This window comes from Dactylosporangium sp. NPDC050688, from assembly GCF_040654515.1.
Lineage (GTDB): Bacteria > Actinomycetota > Actinomycetes > Mycobacteriales > Micromonosporaceae > Dactylosporangium.
Genome location: NZ_JBFAIC010000053.1, coordinates 30,166 through 44,079, shown reverse-complemented (window position 1 = coordinate 44,079; position 13,914 = coordinate 30,166). Strand labels below are relative to the sequence as shown.

General features: G+C 67.9%; 8 protein-coding genes and 3 pseudogenes. 4 read left to right on the top strand and 7 right to left on the bottom strand.

Going from position 1 to position 13,914, the window contains the following annotated elements:
* Nucleotides 1-177: 177 nt before the first annotated feature.
* Together AB0H83_RS36690 and AB0H83_RS36685 are read right to left on the bottom strand one after the other, a co-directional pair.
* Nucleotides 178-1,137, bottom strand: a pseudogene (locus tag AB0H83_RS36690) (tyrosine-type recombinase/integrase).
* 398 nt (nucleotides 1,138-1,535) lie between these two features.
* Entirely contained in the window at nucleotides 1,536-2,033 is a 498-nt protein-coding gene (locus AB0H83_RS36685) for a hypothetical protein (protein ID WP_360103276.1), read from the bottom strand.
* A 35-nt stretch (nucleotides 2,034-2,068) separates the two neighbouring features.
* On the opposite strand from AB0H83_RS36685, the gene AB0H83_RS36680 reads away from it, so the two are divergent.
* Together AB0H83_RS36680 and AB0H83_RS36675 are read left to right on the top strand one after the other, a co-directional pair.
* Entirely contained in the window at nucleotides 2,069-2,836 is a 768-nt protein-coding gene (locus AB0H83_RS36680; protein WP_360103274.1) for a hypothetical protein, read from the top strand.
* Nucleotides 2,837-3,134: 298 nt separating this feature from the next.
* A complete protein-coding gene (locus AB0H83_RS36675; protein WP_360103272.1) occupies nucleotides 3,135-5,666 on the top strand; it encodes a DUF262 domain-containing HNH endonuclease family protein in 2,532 nt (843 codons plus the stop codon).
* Here the strand turns inward: AB0H83_RS36675 and AB0H83_RS36670 are convergent.
* Nucleotides 5,647-5,955 (bottom strand): hypothetical protein, encoded by a 309-nt coding sequence (locus AB0H83_RS36670; RefSeq protein ID WP_360103352.1) that lies wholly within the window; start codon nucleotides 5,953-5,955, stop codon nucleotides 5,647-5,649. The two genes, AB0H83_RS36675 and AB0H83_RS36670, sit on opposite strands and share 20 nt — an antisense overlap.
* On the opposite strand from AB0H83_RS36670, the pseudogene AB0H83_RS36665 reads away from it, so the two are divergent.
* Together AB0H83_RS36665 and AB0H83_RS36660 are read left to right on the top strand one after the other, a co-directional pair.
* Nucleotides 5,910-6,005, top strand: a pseudogene (locus AB0H83_RS36665) (IS6 family transposase); the annotation flags it as partial. The gene AB0H83_RS36670 and the pseudogene AB0H83_RS36665 overlap by 46 nt on opposite strands.
* 41 nt (nucleotides 6,006-6,046) lie before the next feature.
* Nucleotides 6,047-7,906, top strand: coding sequence for a 3'-5' exonuclease (locus AB0H83_RS36660; RefSeq protein WP_360103270.1), 1,860 nt, complete (start codon nucleotides 6,047-6,049; stop codon nucleotides 7,904-7,906).
* Between the two features lie 100 nt (nucleotides 7,907-8,006).
* On the opposite strand, the gene AB0H83_RS36655 is transcribed toward AB0H83_RS36660, so the two are convergent.
* The 4 genes and pseudogenes from AB0H83_RS36655 to AB0H83_RS36640 form a co-directional block, all read right to left on the bottom strand.
* Nucleotides 8,007-11,312, bottom strand: coding sequence for a fibronectin type III domain-containing protein (locus AB0H83_RS36655; protein ID WP_360103268.1), 3,306 nt, complete (start codon nucleotides 11,310-11,312; stop codon nucleotides 8,007-8,009).
* A 357-nt stretch (nucleotides 11,313-11,669) separates the two neighbouring features.
* On the bottom strand, nucleotides 11,670-11,891 hold the full coding sequence (locus AB0H83_RS36650; protein WP_360103266.1) for a ribbon-helix-helix protein, CopG family: 222 nt from the start codon (nucleotides 11,889-11,891) through the stop codon (nucleotides 11,670-11,672).
* 234 nt (nucleotides 11,892-12,125) lie between these two features.
* Nucleotides 12,126-12,664, bottom strand: a pseudogene (locus AB0H83_RS36645) (IS6 family transposase); the annotation flags it as partial.
* A 31-nt stretch (nucleotides 12,665-12,695) separates the two neighbouring features.
* Nucleotides 12,696-13,874, bottom strand: coding sequence for an aminotransferase class I/II-fold pyridoxal phosphate-dependent enzyme (locus tag AB0H83_RS36640; RefSeq protein WP_360103264.1), 1,179 nt, complete (start codon nucleotides 13,872-13,874; stop codon nucleotides 12,696-12,698).
* Nucleotides 13,875-13,914: the final 40 nt, after the last annotated feature.

Here is a 13,914-nt window from a genome sequence, read left to right as displayed (position 1 = left end):
GTAAGCGTGCACCCGTGGTGGCGGAAGCGGACGACCTTTGCGGAGCAACCGAGCCGCTGGCCGCCGCAATCGATGCTGCGAGCGGGCCTCGCCAGACACAGCCAGCGCCGTGAACCGCAGGGAACGACAACGGGCCGTCGCGGCATGACGCCGCGACGGCCGTGTCAGCATGGAATGTCAGACGCGTTCACCTATCCCGAACTGTGCCTGGATCTCCTGCGCTCTCTCGGCAGCAGCGCTAGCGCCGTAGTGGCGTGGCATGTCTTCGGACGTCCAGCCGAGCAGCAGCATGAGGTCGCCGGTGTTGCCGCCAGCACGGTGCCATTCGTGGGCGAAGTTGTGCCGCCACCGATGCGCGTGCACACCGTCGAGGCCAGCGGCGAGCCCGAGCCGTTTGAGCCGGATCTTGATCCCGTTCGGCAGCAGCGGACGGGCCCCACGCTCGGCCAGCCACAGGTTCGGGACCTGCTCGACATCGCGGCGCTTTGCCCTCGCCCGCAGCTACCGGCTCAGCGCCCGGGCGGTCTTCGGCCCGAACCGCACCCGCCGGTCCTTCGCGCCCTTGCCGTGAAACCGCACCGACTCCGTGTTCAGGTCGAGGTCGGTCAGCAGCAGGTTGCCGACCTCCGACAGGCGTGCGCCGGTGTTGTAGTACAGCCGGATCAGCGCCTCGTCGCGCAGGTTCACGAACGACTTGCCCTTGCACGCGTCGAGCAGCTTCTTCGTCTCGTCGTCGCGCATGACAGGGATGAGCTTCTTCGGCGTCTTGGGCTGCTTCACCCGGTCCATCGGCGAGCGGTCCATCTCGTCCTCGGCGACGAGGTACTTGAAGAACTGCTGCAGTCCCTTGTGCTTGTTCAAGGCGGTCGCGGCGGAGCGGGTCTCGATCACCCACGCCTGGAAATGCTCGACGTGCGCCTTCGTCACGTCCGTCGGATCCTCGGCCGCGTCCTCCGCGTCGGGGTCTGGGGAATGCTCACCGAGATACCGGCCGAGTTGCGCCGCGGCGAGCAGGTAGTTGTAGCGGGTGGTCTCCGGATGGTTCGCGGCGCGCAGGGTCCGGTCCCAGTCGCGCAGGTGTCCGGGCCAGTCACCGGCGAGGCCTTCAGTGAGCTTTTCGATCTTGAGCAGGGGCATCTCGTCACCCGTCGAGTCAAGGGGTCCAACAGCGGCGTGCTCGACCTCGACGAACTGCTCACACACGAAAAAAGGGCTCCCGCAGGCTTGTGACCTGCGAAAACCCTTGCGCTGTCGGGACGGCGGGATTCGAACCCACGACCCCTTGACCCCCAGGCTTGCAACGACTCCACTGTGGAGTGTCGGCTCATGTCGGCCAGTGTTCTCACATCCAAGTGACCTCCTCATATTAACACCGCTGCGTGTCGGCCAGTGTTGCGTCATGCTTCCGTGTCCGCCCAGAGTTGATCTCCGCTGTGAGCGCATTGTTAGCGCCCTCCAATCAAGTGCCGTTCCTGATGCTGCGTCCACACTGAACTTGCGCGCGGAGAAGCGGAGCCCAACGGGTTTGCCGGTGTTCAGGTTGCGGTCAGCGTCCCGGCGACTGCGTCGAGGTGCGTGACGGCCTCCGCCGGTGCGACGAGTTCGGCAAGGTCGTCGGCGGCTTGGCGGCGGTGTCCGGCGTTGACGCGGGAGTAGTGACGCATCAACGTCGCTGGGTCGTGATCCAGACGTTCGGCGACTTCCGGGATGCCGTATCTCGAGATCCAGCAGGTTCGAGGCGAGCAGGTGCCGGATCTGGTGCGGCCGAGCGGACGGACCCCCGCGGCGGCCGCGAGCTGGTTGAACCGGCTACTGACGTTGTCCGGCCGCAGCGGCTGCCCGTGATGACGTCGGGCGGGAACCGGAACCCGGCGACCGCCGACCGTGGTGACAACTCGACGCCGACAACCGTTCAAGCCTGACTGACCGGGGCAGCGCTCAATGCAACGGAACCGCTCGATGACTGCGGCAAACGGACGATCTTTGCTGTAGCTCCATCGAGTGGCGTTGCCGCCTTGGCGGAGCCGGACCAAGGTGGTTGCCGAGATGCTGTGACCCGGAGGTTTACGTGAAGATCCGAGTCCTTGCCGCAGCCGCCACAGCACTCCTGTCCGCCGGCTGCGGTGACTCCACCAATCAGCAACCCGATGACGGCATCGGCCAGCCGGTCGCCAACGCGTCGCCGGTAACGCCACTCCTGGTGGGCGAGCCGACAGTTGTCTCGTTGCCGTACGGCCTACCGGACGAGGTCGGTTTCGACACGTCCGTGGTCTTCACGCTCACCAATCCGAGCGACAAGCCACTCGCGGCGGCGACCTACCAGTACGAGCTGTTCGACAAGGCCGGCACCTCCCTGGGTACCAGCGGCCCGCGGAACGTGCCCTTGGCCGCGAAAGAGACCCGCCTCGTCGTGGACGGTGAGCTGGACCCATCAGTGCCCGGTGACCTCGACGACCGCTCGACGGTCACGACCCGTTCCCCTCGCACCGCAAAGGTCTCGGTCTTCGCCGCAGTACCGACCGGCGCCCCGGTCGAGCCCATCACCCGCTGGCAGGCGAACAACCTGAAAATCAACTGCAACACCGGCGTCGTCGGCTGCTCGGTCACCGGCACCGTCACCTGGACCGGTGACAAGTCGGTCGGGCAGCCGTTCCTCATGGTCGTCGTCAGATCCTCCGCCCAGGGACCCGTCGTGGCCGCCGGCACCAACCCCGCCGAGGTCGCGAACTTCCCACCGAACGCACCCCAGCCGTTCTCGATCAACGTCCTCGGCGTCAAGACCGCACCCAAGTCCCCCACCATCGAAGTGATCGCTCAACTGAGCCCGGCCGGTTGAGGCCACCCCGAGATCAGTACCCGCCGGTCTCGCGACGTTGAGGACAAACAGTTCGTCGAGGATTCGTCCTGCCTCGTGAGGCCCGTCGTCAGTTTTGTCGGACTGCAAACCGTGCGACAAACGCGTCCGTCCTGCTCTGGACCGCTCCGCCGGCACCTGCCAAGGCGACATGTGGTGCGTGGGAGTCGGCCAGGAGCCATCGATGATCTGCTCTCGAACACGGAGTAGGTCCCATGTCGGCGGTGCCGGCGATCAGCGTCTTACCATGCCGGTCGTCGCGCTGTGACGCCGGTGTGGCGTGGCATGCTTAGCGTTTCGTCGGCACGGTCGAACCTGGAATGGAAACGCGGTGGAGACCAGACCTCTCAACCTCAAGGATCTCTTTCGGCGTGAGGTCCGGTTCGTGGTGCCGCTGTTCCAGCGGCCGTACGTCTGGACCAAAGAGGCCAACTGGGAGCCGTTGTGGGATGACCTCCTCGCCGCGTTGGAACCGGCCAGCAACTCCAGCGATGCTTCACACTTTCTCGGCGCAGTGGTCCTGGACCACGTCCGCGGGCCCTTGGGCACAACCGAAGTACGTCAGGTCGTGGACGGGCAGCAGCGCCTGACAACGCTGCAACTCCTGCTGGCCGCGATCCGTGACCTGGCCCAAGCCTCGGATCTGCCGGACCGGTTCTACCGGTCGCTGTACCGGTTGACCGTCAACGACGACGAGATGAGCGACGACCCCGACCAGATCTTCAAGGTCTGGCCGACCAACGCTGACCGGGCGCCGTTCCGAGACGCGATGAGCGCCGGGTCGGAGGCTGAACTGCTCAGGCGCTACCCGAGTAGCCGACCGACGATCGTGCAGGCGTACCTGTTCTTCGCGGACCAGGCGAACGCTTGGGCCGCCTCGATGTCCGACGCCGACCTCGCCAAGGCATTCGAACGCCTCGTGGAGGTACTGAACACCGGCATGTACGCAGTCGTGATCAATCTCGACGGCGGCGACAACCCACAGGTGATCTTCGAGAGCCTCAACGCCAGGGGCACCCCTCTGCGGGCGTCGGATCTCGTCCGCAACCACGTCTTCCATGCCTGCGACCAGGAGGGCCTGCCCGTTCAGAAGTTGTACGAGCAGCACTGGGCGCGCTTCGACGACGGGTACTGGCGAGAGGAGGTCAGTCAGGGCCGCCTGTTCCGGCCGCGGCTCGACGCGTTCCTCGGGCACTTCCTCACCATGGAGCTCGGCCGAGAGGTTCCGGCCGCGCAGCTGTTCATGACGTTCCGGACCTACCTGAAGCAGCCGGCGCGGCCGCCACTACCTGAGCTGCTAGCCCGTTTCGCACGGTACGGCGACATTTACAGCGGTCTCGACACCGGTGCCGGGCTCGACGCCTACGAACGAGGCTTCGCCGACAGGCTCCGGGCGTTGGACACCAGCGTCATCCACCCGGTCCTGCTGCGGCTCCTCGGCGGATACGGTCCGGACGCGAGGCGACCGGCGATCGCCGTCCTCGACTCGTTTCTCATGCGTCGGATGATCTGCCAGTACACGAGCAAGAACTACAACCGATTGATGCTGGATCTCCTGCAACGCCTCGGCGTTAGTACACAGCCGCCCGGTGACGTGGTGCGGGAGTTCTTCGCCGGTCAGACCGCACAGTCAAATCACTGGCCGTCTGACGACGACATCCGCCACGCAGCGACGGCCCGGCGCCTATACCGGGCGGGCAACAAACGGCGGCTCCGGTTGATCCTCGGCCTCGTCGAGCAGCACTCGCACACCGCCAAAACGGAGCGCGTAGTCCGGGATCTGGACAACCTCACCGTGGAGCACCTGCTGCCCCAGTCGTGGGAGGCACACTGGCCCGTGGCGCCCGGTGACGAGCTCAAGCGTCGGCATGATCTCGTCGACACCCTCGGCAATCTCACACTGGCTACCCAGCACCTGAATGCGGCCCTGTCCAACGGCCCGTGGCCGGCGAAACGTGCCGCGCTGCTCGAGCACAGCGCGCTGAACATCAACCGCACCTTGCCGAACACCTGGGGTCACGACGAGATCGAGGCCCGAGCAGGTCATCTCGCGAACGTCTTGTGCCGGGCCTTGCCGCGCCCACCGGCCACGACCAACACCGCTGAGAAGCCGGACACCACCGAACGCTTGGCCGACGTCGAGGCGGAGGTGGAGGCAGAGGTCGAACGGGCGATGGTGCATGAGGCACCGCGTCGGCGCAACATCGGCCTGCACATCCAGCGAGTCCTCCAGGCGAGACCAGCCGGCACTGTGCTCACGGTGTCGCAGTTGGCGTCGGCCACGTCCGAGGAGTACCCGACCGGCGCCGCGAGTCCAGGTGCCATCCGCGAACGCCTCAACCGCGGGACGGTGAGCGGCGTCGAAGCCACCACCAATCAGGCCGGCCACCTGGCCGGCACTCTCGTCAACCAGCCCACACCAGCTACCAGCCCGCAGCCGGCGCCGGCGGCCGCCGCGGCCCCGATCACCGCACAGCAGGCGGTCCCGCGAACCGCGCCCGCCGTCGTCGACGTCGCCAGGCTACAGATCGACTTCCACACCGCCATGGTCAACGTGTACGCCCGCGCGCGCGACGAGGCGGGTTACAAGGCCACCTTCTTCCTGCGCATGGTGGCCGAACAAGGCGGGTTGGAGGCGGCCCGGCAGCTGCTGCACAGTCCGGCTGTGTCAGACGGGTTCCGGGCGCTTTGGGAACGCGGACGGCTGGATCTGACGGTCGAGGCTCTAGTGCTCGAGCCCAAGTACCGCGACCTGTTCACCGCCGAGGAACGCCAGACAGCGCAACAACGCCTCAAAAAACTCGGCCGGTGACCTTCACCCGCCGGTCACCGACCCGGCGGACCCGCGGCGCCGGCCGTGCCGGCAACGGCCCGGCTACGGTGAGCTGGCAGCGCGCCGCCAACTGCTCGATCAGCGGCCCGAGGTCGGTCGTGATCCGCCGCACGGCCCCGACCGCGGCGGCCCGCGACGCACCGCGGACCGCCTCCACCGTCAGCTGCTGTGCCCGCAGCTCCAGCGCCGCCAACTTCCGCGGGCCGCGGTGCGCGCTCTCGAAGAAACCTCCGCCGCGGACACTGCGAACTCGGCGTCGACGCCCCACGCGGACTCCGCATCGCCGCAGCGTTTACCGAACTCGCCAACGCCATCTGAAGACCGGTCGGCACTCGCTTCAACGCGCCCTCCGATCGGCAATGCAACAGCGCCCTCAACCGCATCGAGCCGTCTGGCCAGTAGCGCTCGGCGTTGCGCTTCGGAAGGCTTGCGCATGGGACTGGCTCGGATCTCCACAGGGCAGGCATGCGATGCGCTTTGTAGTTCTCGATGTTGAGACGTCCGGGCTGAGCCCGGTGCGTGACCGGGTCGTCTGGCTTGCGCTCGCAGTCGTCGAAGACGGCACCGTGCTGGAGCGCTGGTCGACGTTAGTACATCCCGGAACCGAGACGACGCGGCTGGTCAACGGCATTTCACTCGCCGGGATGCCGACCTTTACCGAGATCGCCGACGCCCTGTGCGGCCATCTAAACGACACTGTCCTGGTAGCTCACAACGCTCGATTTGACGTAGCCTTCCTCCGCCAGGAGTTCGCTCGCAGCGAGCGGACCATGCCGGACATTCCGGTGGTGTGCACGATGCAGCTGGTCCGCAGGCTTGAGGTCGAGGTTGCGTCGCTGTCGTTGGTCGATTCCTGCGCCGCGTTCGGCATCGCGCATCTGCGGCGACATCGCGCGGACGAGGATGTTGAGGCAACAGCGCAACTGCTCGCTCAGCTGTTGCCACTGGCGGCGCAGCGAGGATGGCGGACCTCCGAAGACCTTGTCACGGCCTTGCTGCCTACCAGGTCTGACGGCGAGCTGAGTATCGAGATTACCTTCGACCTCGACCAGTTACTCATGGATTGGCTGGTTCGCGAGGCTGGCTGGCGTCCAGAGGACGAGGACGTTGAGGCAGCGCTCCAGCGATGGCGCACGCAGCAACGTGCGCAACGCGAGGCGAGATACGCGCTGATGACGCCAGCGCACAGCAACGCGCATCGGCTCTGGGACGCCGTCGATTCCCGGGACTGGCGACCTGCGGCTTGGGAGCCGGTGCTGGAGGCTCTTGCCGCCAGTGGGTGTGACGAGGTCGCGGATGCTTGGAAGGATTGGACATGTCGCTGCGATGACTCGCGCGCAGGAAGACGCCGCCGACGCGAGCTCAGCCGGCAAGCGGCGGCGGTTGCGCTGGAAGAGCCTGACCTGACGCGGAAACGCCTGGATGGGTTCATCAGCGACTTGACTCTGGCCGTCGGTGAATCAGCCACCGGATGTGACGAGTTGATCGGCTGGTACGTCGCGCATGTCGACCGTCTTGCCGCGCTGCCGGCGTGTGGCTCATGCGGTGAGGAAGGCGAGTTTTCGCGCGGTTGTCTGGGGAGGTTGCCGTGCGCTACCGCCGATCTGGCCGACGAGCTTTCCTGGAAAATCGACGACTACGAGATCTCTGACAAGATTTTTCATCGACGGATGGACGTGCTGACCCCAGCGTTGATGCGCGATCCGAATCCCATGCCACTGGTGAGGCTGGCGAAGGAGCGAGTTCGGCGATACGTCGACGCCGGTGAGGACGCCACCGCGGCCGAGTTCTGGCGACCCGTCCAGGCTCATCTCGTCGCCGTTGGCAGCCTCGCAACGGCGCTGCGCGAGGTGGCCCGCGCGTACGGTCATCTGATGTATGGCAAGCGCTACCAGATGGTGATCGATCTGCTCGCACCGTTGAGCCAGGATGCGGCGCTGCAGTCTACTGAGGACGGATTTTGGTTGCTGGACCAGCTTGCCCGGTCATACGAGCGCCTGGAGCAGTTCCATCAAGCATTTTCGATCTGGCGGTTGGCGATCGACGCCGGCAGCACGGAACAGAACACCTTCGAAAGACTCTCGCTGGCCCTTGAACGGCGCGGCGACTGGCCCGGCGCGCTGGCAGTGATCGACCAAGCACTTGCTCGCGTCGACCAGCCTCTGGAAAGCCTGACCAAGAGGGCGGCCCGGTGTCAGAAGCGCCTCGCCAAACGCTAGGACGGGCGCGAGTGAGCGGCGCGACCGACGAAGCCACTGTCCCGTAGGTGGCTCCAGGTCTAACTCGCTTACGACACCGCCACTTGCGCGCCCGTATGGCTCAGCAACTGAGTAGGGACTCGGCGCCGGTACAGGTGTCGGTGCCGTTGCCGCCGTCGACGCTGTCGGTGCCGTCGCCGGCTTCCACAGTGTCGTTGCCGTTGCCGGCGTAGATCACGTCGGCTCCGGCGCCGGCGGTGATGACGTCGTTGCCGTTGCCGCCGTGGATCGTATCGTCGCCGGCGCCGCCGATGAGAGTGTCGTTGCCGTTGCCGCCGGTGAGTAGGCTGCCGGTGTTGCCGGCGTAGATGGTGTCGTCGCCGTTGCCGCCGTCGAGGGTGTCGCGACCCGAGCCGCCGTAGATCACGTCGTCGCCGTTGCCGGCGGAGACGTGGTCGTCGCCGGCGAGAGCGCAGATGACGTCGGGTCCGTTCGTGCCGGCGATCGTGTCGTTGCCTGCGGTGCCGGTGATCGTGCAGCCGTGCGTGTTGGCGACGTGCACCGTTATGCCGGCCGTGTTGTTGGCCGGTTCGGGATCCGGTTGCTGGCCGGTGGTCGTCGCCGTGGCCGTGAACGTCCCGGTCGACTGCGGTTCGACCGTCACGGTGACGATCGCCGTGGCGTCACCGAGCAGGTCGCCCAGTTCGCACGTGATCATCGAGCCGGTGACGGTGCAGGTACCCGCGGTGCTCACGGCGGCCAGCGGGCGGGCGCCGGCACCCGCCAGGGCGACGGTCGTGGCCGCTTGGGTCGGGTCCGGTCCGCGGTTCGTCACCGTGATCGTGACCGTGGCCGCGTCACCGAGGGCGACCTGACCCGGCGACTGGATGGCCGTGCGCAGGTCCGCGGTCGGCTCGTACGTGTACCGGGCCGATGCGGTGACCACGCTGGTCCCCGCCGGGGTACTGACGCGGACGTCGACCGTGCCGGGTGCGTGGGCGGGCGCGGTCACGGTGACGCTGCCGTCAGCGTTGACGGTCAGACCGGTCGCGGCGTTGGCACCGAACAGCACCGCCGTGGCGCCGGCGAGGCGGGACCCGGTGATCGTGACGGCGGTACCGCCGGAGCTCGGGCCTCGCGACGGGCTGACGGCCGTGAGCGTCGGCGGCAGCGCCACCGGGTCGGACGGGTCCGAGGACCCGGCGCCGTTAACGGCCACGACGGTGAACGCGTAGTCCACGCCAGGGGTGAGGCCGGTGATCGTGCAGAACAGCGCGCCGTCGGTGGCGCAGAACTGTCCGCCCGGTTCGGACGTCGCACGGTACCCGACGATCGGCGGCTCCGATGCCGCCGCGAGCCAGCGCAGGGTGACCCGTGTCCCGTCGGCAGGATCCGGGGTCGGCTCGACGCCCGGGACCTCGCCCGGTGGGGTGCCCGGAGTGCCGCTGCCGGTGCCCGTCCCGGGGCCGCTGGATCCACCGTCTGGGGGCGGGCTGCTGCCGGCGGCGTTGTGGGCAGTCACGGTGAACGTGTGGTTCACGCCGTTGGACAGCCCGGTGACGGTGCACGACAACTGGTCCGGTCCGTCGGTGGAGCAGGTGCGGCCGCCCGGTGTCGCGGTGACCGTGTAGCCGAGGATCGGGCTTCCGCCGTCGTCCGGGCGCAGCCAGGTGACCGTTGCCGAGTGGTCGCCCATCACCAGCGACGCCAGCAGCGGCGTCGCCGGTACGTGGGCGCCCTCCACGGTGTACGTGAGCGTGGCCTGTCCGGTGTTACCGGCGACGTCGCGGGCCGTGGCGGTGACGGTGAAGGCGCCGGAACCGTCCGGATTCCCGCCGGTCACCGTCGTGACGCAGGCCGCGGCGATTCCGGAGTCCGCGTCGGTGGCCGAGCAGGTCGGGACGGGCACCGCGCCGCGCTGGTACACAGCGCCCGCCGTGACGCCCGCGACGGCGACCGACGGTGCTGTGCGATCCATGCTCACGGTGATGCTGGCGAGCGCGCAGTTGCCTGCCGGGTCGCAGGACGTCGCGGTGATCACCTGGTCGGCGCCCTGCGTCAACACGACAGACGGAGGCGGCGTGTACGGCGTCCCGGACGACGGGCTCGGGTCGCTGGCCGACCAGGTGATCGTCACCGGCGTCCGGTACCAGCCGTCCTGGTCCGGGGCGCGGTCCGGGCTGCTGGTCACCGCCGGCGGTGTGTGGTCGACGACGGGTCTGGTGTAGCCGTCGAAGACGTAGACGCCGCCGTGCGTGGGGTTCAGGTCGATCTGAGGGCCGGTGGTGCCGACACCGACAATCGTGGACCCGTCGCCCGACACGTCGAAGTTGCCGCGCAGCCCGATGAACGGCGCCGAGCTACCCAGGTCGGTGATCCGCCGGGACACGCCCGAGGTCAGGTCCCGCACGGTCATCGGGTCGCTGAGCACGACGTACCGGCCGTCATCGGTGATCGCCCGGCCGTTGGTGGCCGGCAGGTACTGGCCGTCGGCGCCGGCGCTCACCAACCGCGAGGCGCCGGTCGCGACGTCATAGGTGAACACACCTGCGACACCGTCGGTAGTGAGGTTGGTGGCGCTGCTGACGAACAGCACCGTCGCGCCGTCCGGGGTGATCTGAACGCCCTGGGAGCTACCGTTGTTGGGGCCGCCGTCGACGGCGCGGGTGATCCTGCGCGAGACGTTCGAGGTGGTGTCGACGAGGAACAGGTCGTCGCGCGTACCTGCGTCCTGGCCGTACACGAGGATGTACCGGCCGTCGTCGGACACTGTCTGCCGCGTGACGTGGTACGACTCCGTCCCGGCCAGGTACAGCAGCGACTGCGGTACATCGCCGGTGAGTGACGCCCGGGTCAGCCTGCGGCTCATGCCGAGCACGAGGTCGGAGAGCACGACCGCGTTGACCTCGCCGGTGCGGTACAGGACGAACCTGCCGTCGCTGGACGTCGACGGCTGGTTCGCGAACACCCCGCTCCCGCCCGGCGTGCCGTTAAACAGGCCGGGCGACGCCGAGATGACCGCACCCGTGACCAGGTCCTTGCGGAACAGGCAGGGCTGCTGCCCCACGCAACCCGGCCCGAGGTTCGTGGCAGTCGAGGCGAACACCACGTACCGGCCGTTGCCCGCGAGGCTGAACTCGGTGACGTAGGAGTTGGCCTTCTCCCCGCCGGCGCTCACCGACACCTGCTCGACGCCGGCGACGCCACGGCGCCAGACGAACAGCTGCGGCGGGCGGTAGCCGTTGCCGAGCGCGGCGACCAGCGCCGGATCGCTGGACCGGAACACGACCACGTTCCCGTCGTCGCTGACCGCCGCCGATACGTGGAACTCATTGGAGTTCGTCTGCCCGGCCAGGCTGCCGATCTGAGTGATCTGCGCTGCCGCACGGGCGGGCGCTGCCGCGACGGTGACTGAGCCGAGCCCCACAGCAACGGCCAGCGCTCGAGCCCACCAACGGATACATCGCCGCATGTGCCCTCCTGCTTCGTTATCTGTGTGAAAAGTAGCCCGCTATCGCACGGAGTAGCACTCGCGTTACGGCTCGCAGTCATCGACCGTACCGCCGACCAACCCCGCCGATCGGTCCCCGCCGAAAGACAGGAGGACGCCCTCTTCCATCTGTTCAACTCTGCTGGCATGAAGGCACAGGGTCATAGCGTCCTCATCAAGCAGCGTTGGGAACCAGGTCGTCGGAGGCCCCAGCGACGTGCTCAAGCACGTTCTCCCAGGTCACCGTAAGCATAAACCGACCGAGTCAAGGGGTCCGTGTCGCAAGGGCTGCGCCTACGCCGCCTCGGAATGGTTACCGAACCGACCGGCGACGACTTTCCGCAGCACCTCGAGTGCTTGCCGCGCGTCGTCAGGCCCTACCGGCGCCGTCCGCTCCCTGATGTAGGACGCCAACGCCTCCCGGATGACGTCGGAGCGCCGCGCTTGCTGCACGTCCGCGAGACCGTCCAACTCCTCGACCATCGCAACCGGCAGCCGGATGCTGATCATCGCCATCGGCCCGTCCGCCGCCGGCGAGACCAGACCTCGTCCTTGGACGTCCGCTCGAAGTCAGGACCGCTCACAGAACTCGCCTCCTCCACTCATCCAACTCCGCACCAGCCAGAACCTTCACGCTCAAAATCCGTAGGTCGTGGTGCGATACATCTGCTCACAGATGACGGCGATGACTCGGGCGCTGCCGGCCACCCCCATCACCACAAGGAGCAGGTCGCCGATCCGGCGCTCGAACCGCAGACCCGGCGGAGCGTGCAACGCCTGATCAACCTCCTCGGTTCTGCATGAAGGCGTGTCCGGCGATGATCGTCTGGGCGGTCCGGTCGGTCCGCAGCCCGCGCATCGGTCTGAGCCGCTGTTTCAGCTGACTATGATCGGCCTCGACCCGGTTGTTGGCATGCCGTTCGACATGGTGCCACGCCCACGGAACCAGCTCATCGAGCACCGCCGGGTGCACCGGCGGTGCTCGAGACCACCTCGGCGGGGTCGCACCTTCAACATGGCCATCGCCCAGCAGAAGAACCGCCGTGCCGCAGCAGCGTCCCGGCGGCCGGAGACGAGCGCATCGATGACCTGGCCGTGCTGATCGACGGCCCGGTACACATACCGCTGACCTTCACATAGGTCTCGTCGACATACCACCTGTCACCGGGCGCGTGCCGGCGGAATCTGGCGGCGTCCGCCAGTAGCGGTGTGAAGCGTTGCACCCAGCGGAAGATCGTGACGTGATCGACCTCGACGCCGAGCTCGATCAGCAGTTCCTCGACGTCGCGTGATTGCCGGGTCGCGCCGGCCAACACACGGCTAACCCAGGTCGGCCGTGTTGTCCAACGCCGCCAGGAAGTCGTCCACCAGGTCGGCAGTGTCCTCAATGCCGGTGGAGACGCGGACCAGCCCGTCCCCGATACCGGTGGCGGCCAGCTGTTCGGCGTCCACGATCCCCGCCCACATCGACCGGGGGTGCACCACCAGCGTGCTGACGCTGCCCAGGCTGGCCGCCCGCTTGGCCAACCTCAGCCCAGCCAGCAGCGCGGCGACCCCCGCCCGACCCGCCTTCAGGTCGACGCTGAGCACCCCGCCGAAGCCGGTCATCTGCCGGCGGCCTAGCGCCTGCTGGGGATGCGACGGCAGCCCCGGGTAGCGGACCCGGGCCACCGCCGGGTGCCCCTCCAAGGCCCGGGCCAGGGCGAGGGCGTTGGCGTTGTGCCGCTCCACCCGCAGCGGCAGCGTACGGATACCGCGCAGCAGCAGCCAGGCGTCCACCGGGCCGAGGGTGCTGCCCGTGACGATCGCTGTCTGCCACACCCGCTCGACCAGCTCGGCGGAGCCGACGGCCACTCCCGCCGACACGTCGGAGTGGCCGCCGAGGAACTTGGTGCCGCTGTGCCAGACCAGGTCTGCCCCGGCGCTCATCGGACGCTGGTTCACCGGCGTGGCGAAGGTGTTGTCGACCACCACCAGCGCGCCCGCCGCATGGGCCAACTCGACCACGGCCGTCAGGTCGGTCAGCTCCAGCAGCGGATTGCTCGGCGTCTCCACCAGCACCAGGCGGGTCCGCGGACGCAACGCCCGTTCGAACGCCCCGGTATCAGTCTGGTCGACCTGGGTGCACGAGACCCCGAAGCGCGGCAGCAGGCCGGTGGCGAGCGACGTGGTTCCGCCGTACATGCTGCGCTGCACCACCACGTGGTCCCCGGCGGAGAGCAGGGCCAGCGCGACGGTACTGATCGCGCCCATCCCAGAGGCGGTGACCAGACCCGTCTCCGCGCCCTCCAACTCGGCGACCACGGCGGCCACCTGGGCGTGGTTGGGGTTGCCATACCGGGTGTAGAAGGTGCTGCCCCGGGTCTCGGTGGCGATCGCGGTGAACCGCTCGTCGGACTCGGCGCTGAAGGTCACGCTCTGCACGATCGGCGGCGCCACCGCCCCACCGGGGATCAGGCCGTCGTCGCCGTGCACGGCGGTGGTGCCGAAGCCGGTCACAGGTGCTCCTCTCACGGGTCGGGTACGCGTCGGGGTCAGC

Bases quoted from the DNA above. Each gene is read 5' to 3' on its own strand.
- AB0H83_RS36650 (WP_360103266.1), bottom strand. From the start codon at position 11,891: ATGGCGATGATCAGCATCCGGCTGCCGGTTGCGATGGTCGAGGAGTTG.
- AB0H83_RS36660 (WP_360103270.1), top strand. From the start codon at position 6,047: ATGCAACAGCGCCCTCAACCGCATCGAGCCGTCTGGCCAGTAGCGCTC.